We start from the raw sequence: 2585 nt of genomic DNA, 5'->3' as shown, positions 1-2585 counted from the left end.
AAACTGGCAAAATAAAACAAAACCACCCCCACCAAAGGAAGACGAGGAGTCCCCCACGAGGATGGCCAAAAACAACAAACAAAAACCACCAAACACACTATTGAGTTCTCAAACAACACACCCGGATTTCAGGCAACCCTGCCACTGTACTTCACAGTGGCGGTGACGTCAATCCTCGTCCTTCCGGTCTTTGGGACCGGGGCCGTAGGCACTGAATAGAGACTACCCCGGGATGGCCGGTATCCCAAAACCGCACGCCACAGCCACCTTTTGAGGCCGCGACGGCCGAAAAGCTAAGTGACCCGCTCGATTTCGGCACCGAGGGTGACGAGGTTCTCGACGAACAGCGGATAGCCGCGGTCGATGTGGAAGACATCGTGAACCTCCGTGTCGCCGTCGGCGACCAGACCGGCCAGCACCAGGCCGGCACCCGCCCGGATGTCAGAGGCCCACACCGGCGCACTCGAGAGCTGCGGGATGCCTCGGACTACGGCATGGTGACCATCGGTCCGCGCGTCGGCGCCGAGTCGGATCATCTCCTCCACGAAGCGGAAACGCGCCTCGAACACGTTCTCCGTGATCATCGATGTGCCGTCGGCGATGCACGCCAGGCCGATTGCCATCGGCTGCAGATCCGTCGGGAACCCCGGGAACGGAAGCGTGGCCATGTTGACGGCCTTGGGCCTGTCGTACTGCACGATGCGGAATCCGTTGTCGTCCTGCGTCACGGTGGCCCCAGCGTCGTGGAGCTTGTGCAGCACCAACTGCAGGTGCTGCGGATCAACCCCGGTCACCGAGATGTCGCCGCGCGTCATCGCGGCGGCAATTCCCCATGTGGCAGCGACGATGCGATCACCGATCACCCGATGCTCGGTCGGGTACAGGCGGTCGACGCCCGTGATGATCAACGTGGACGAACCCGCGCCCGTAATCTGCGCACCCATCTGAACGAGCATCGTGCACAGGTCGACGACATCGGGCTCACGCGCCGCGTTGTGGATGGTGGTGACCCCCTCGGCCAGAACTGCGGCCATCAGGATGTTCTCGGTTGCCCCGACGGAGGGGAACTCCAGCTGAATCTCTGCGCCCCTGAGATGGTCTGCCTCGGCGACCACACAGCCGTGCTCGATGTTGCATCGTGCGCCGAGCTGCCGGAGACCGGCCTGATGCATGTCCAGTGGCCGCGATCCGATCGCGTCACCACCCGGCAGCGCCACTTTGGCCTTCTTGCACCGCCCGACAAGCGGCCCGAGAACGCACACCGAGGCGCGGAACTGACGCACCGCCGCGAAGTCAGCGTCGTACTTCAATTCGTCGGGCGAGGCGATCCGGACGATGTCGCCCTCGATCTCCACGGTAGCTCCGAGACCTCGGAGCACCTCCGCCATCAGCGGGACGTCGAGAATGTCGGGGCTGTTCGTGATCGTGCTGGTGCCCTCCGCCAACAGCGATGCGGCCATCAGCTTTAGCACGCTGTTCTTTGCTCCCCCTACGGCGACTTCGCCCGATAACCGGGCCCCACCGGTCACCACGAATCGCTCGCTCACGCCGGTCAGTGTAAACAGCGCAGGCGTCTCCCGTGAGTTTCGCCCGGCGTGCCGAGTACGGTTTTCCCATGGCCGTCCATTTGACCCGCATCTACACCCGCACAGGCGACGACGGATCGACCGGGCTCAGCGATTTCAGCAGAGTGTCCAAGAACGATCCGCGGCTCGAGGCGTACGCCGACTGCGATGAGGCAAACGCCGCGATCGGCGTTGCCGTCGCGTTGGGCGCACCGGACGAACCCATCCTCAAGGTGCTGCGGCAGGTCCAGAACGATCTGTTCGACGCGGGCGCCGACCTGTCCACCCCGGTGGTCGAGAATCCCGAGTTCGCGCCGCTGCGGATCACCCAGGACTACATCGACCGGCTAGAAGGCTGGTGCGACGAGTTCAACGAGCCACTGCCAGCATTGAATTCCTTCATTCTGCCTGGTGGTACTCCCCTGTCGGCACTCCTGCACGTGGCGCGGACCGTGGCGCGGCGTGCGGAACGTTCGGCGTGGCGCGCCGTCGAGCACCACGGCGACTCGGTCAGCGTGCTGCCTGCGAAGTATCTCAACCGGCTGTCGGATCTGCTGTTCATCTTGACGCGCGTCGCAAACCCCGATGGCGACGTGCTCTGGCAGCCCGGCGGCGCCGGGCGTTAGTTCGTCCGCCGCCGCGCGCGGGATGGACGCGACTCCAGCCACGACGTGAACGCGGTCAAAGCAGCACGGTCGAGAGCGATCTCGTAGCCTCGGCGGCTGTCGGGGCCTGTATCGCGAAGTTCCAGGACGACGATCTCGGCGCTCATGATGTCGAACTCGTCACCGCGAGGCGCTCGCCGGCCGACCACCTCGAGGCCACGGCGGGACAGACGACGATCCGGCCACCACCGCAGACTCGACAACCGGTAGAAACCGGCTTCCCCTCCGCGGTAGCGCACCACTCCGTGGCGCCAGCCGTGTCCGCCGATGGCAGGGATGTCACGCAGAATCGCGGCGGAGCCCCCCACCTGACGCAGCTTCCACAGCCGATAAGTAAGCGCGACGACGATCAGCA

3 protein-coding genes are annotated in these 2585 nt (G+C 64.6%); 1 reads left to right on the top strand and 2 read right to left on the bottom strand.

Annotated elements, in window-relative coordinates:
- Positions 1 to 293: 293 nt before the first annotated feature.
- Complete coding sequence (gene murA / locus QOI01_RS05765) at positions 294 to 1547, bottom strand: UDP-N-acetylglucosamine 1-carboxyvinyltransferase (RefSeq protein ID WP_526379228.1); 1254 nt, start codon at positions 1545 to 1547, stop codon at positions 294 to 296.
- A 68-nt stretch (positions 1548 to 1615) separates the two neighbouring features.
- Here murA and QOI01_RS05760 point away from each other — a divergent pair, with 68 nt between their 5' ends.
- On the top strand, positions 1616 to 2191 hold the full coding sequence (locus QOI01_RS05760) for a cob(I)yrinic acid a,c-diamide adenosyltransferase (protein ID WP_526379227.1): 576 nt from the start codon (positions 1616 to 1618) through the stop codon (positions 2189 to 2191).
- On the opposite strand, the gene QOI01_RS05755 is transcribed toward QOI01_RS05760, so the two are convergent.
- Positions 2188 to 2583 (bottom strand): DUF2550 family protein, encoded by a 396-nt coding sequence (locus QOI01_RS05755; protein ID WP_526379226.1) that lies wholly within the window; start codon positions 2581 to 2583, stop codon positions 2188 to 2190. The two genes, QOI01_RS05760 and QOI01_RS05755, sit on opposite strands and share 4 nt — an antisense overlap.
- Positions 2584 to 2585 lie beyond the last annotated feature (2 nt).

The sequence above is a fragment of the Mycobacterium sp. genome (assembly GCF_032162605.1).
Classification (GTDB): Bacteria; Actinomycetota; Actinomycetes; order Mycobacteriales; family Mycobacteriaceae; genus Mycobacterium.
Note: the sequence above shows the minus strand (reverse complement) of the source record. Positions and strands in the feature narration are given on the sequence as shown.

Coding starts and splice junctions, on each gene's coding strand:
- QOI01_RS05760 (WP_526379227.1), top strand. CDS start 1,616: ATGGCCGTCCATTTGACCCGCATCTACACCCGCACAGGCGACGACGGA.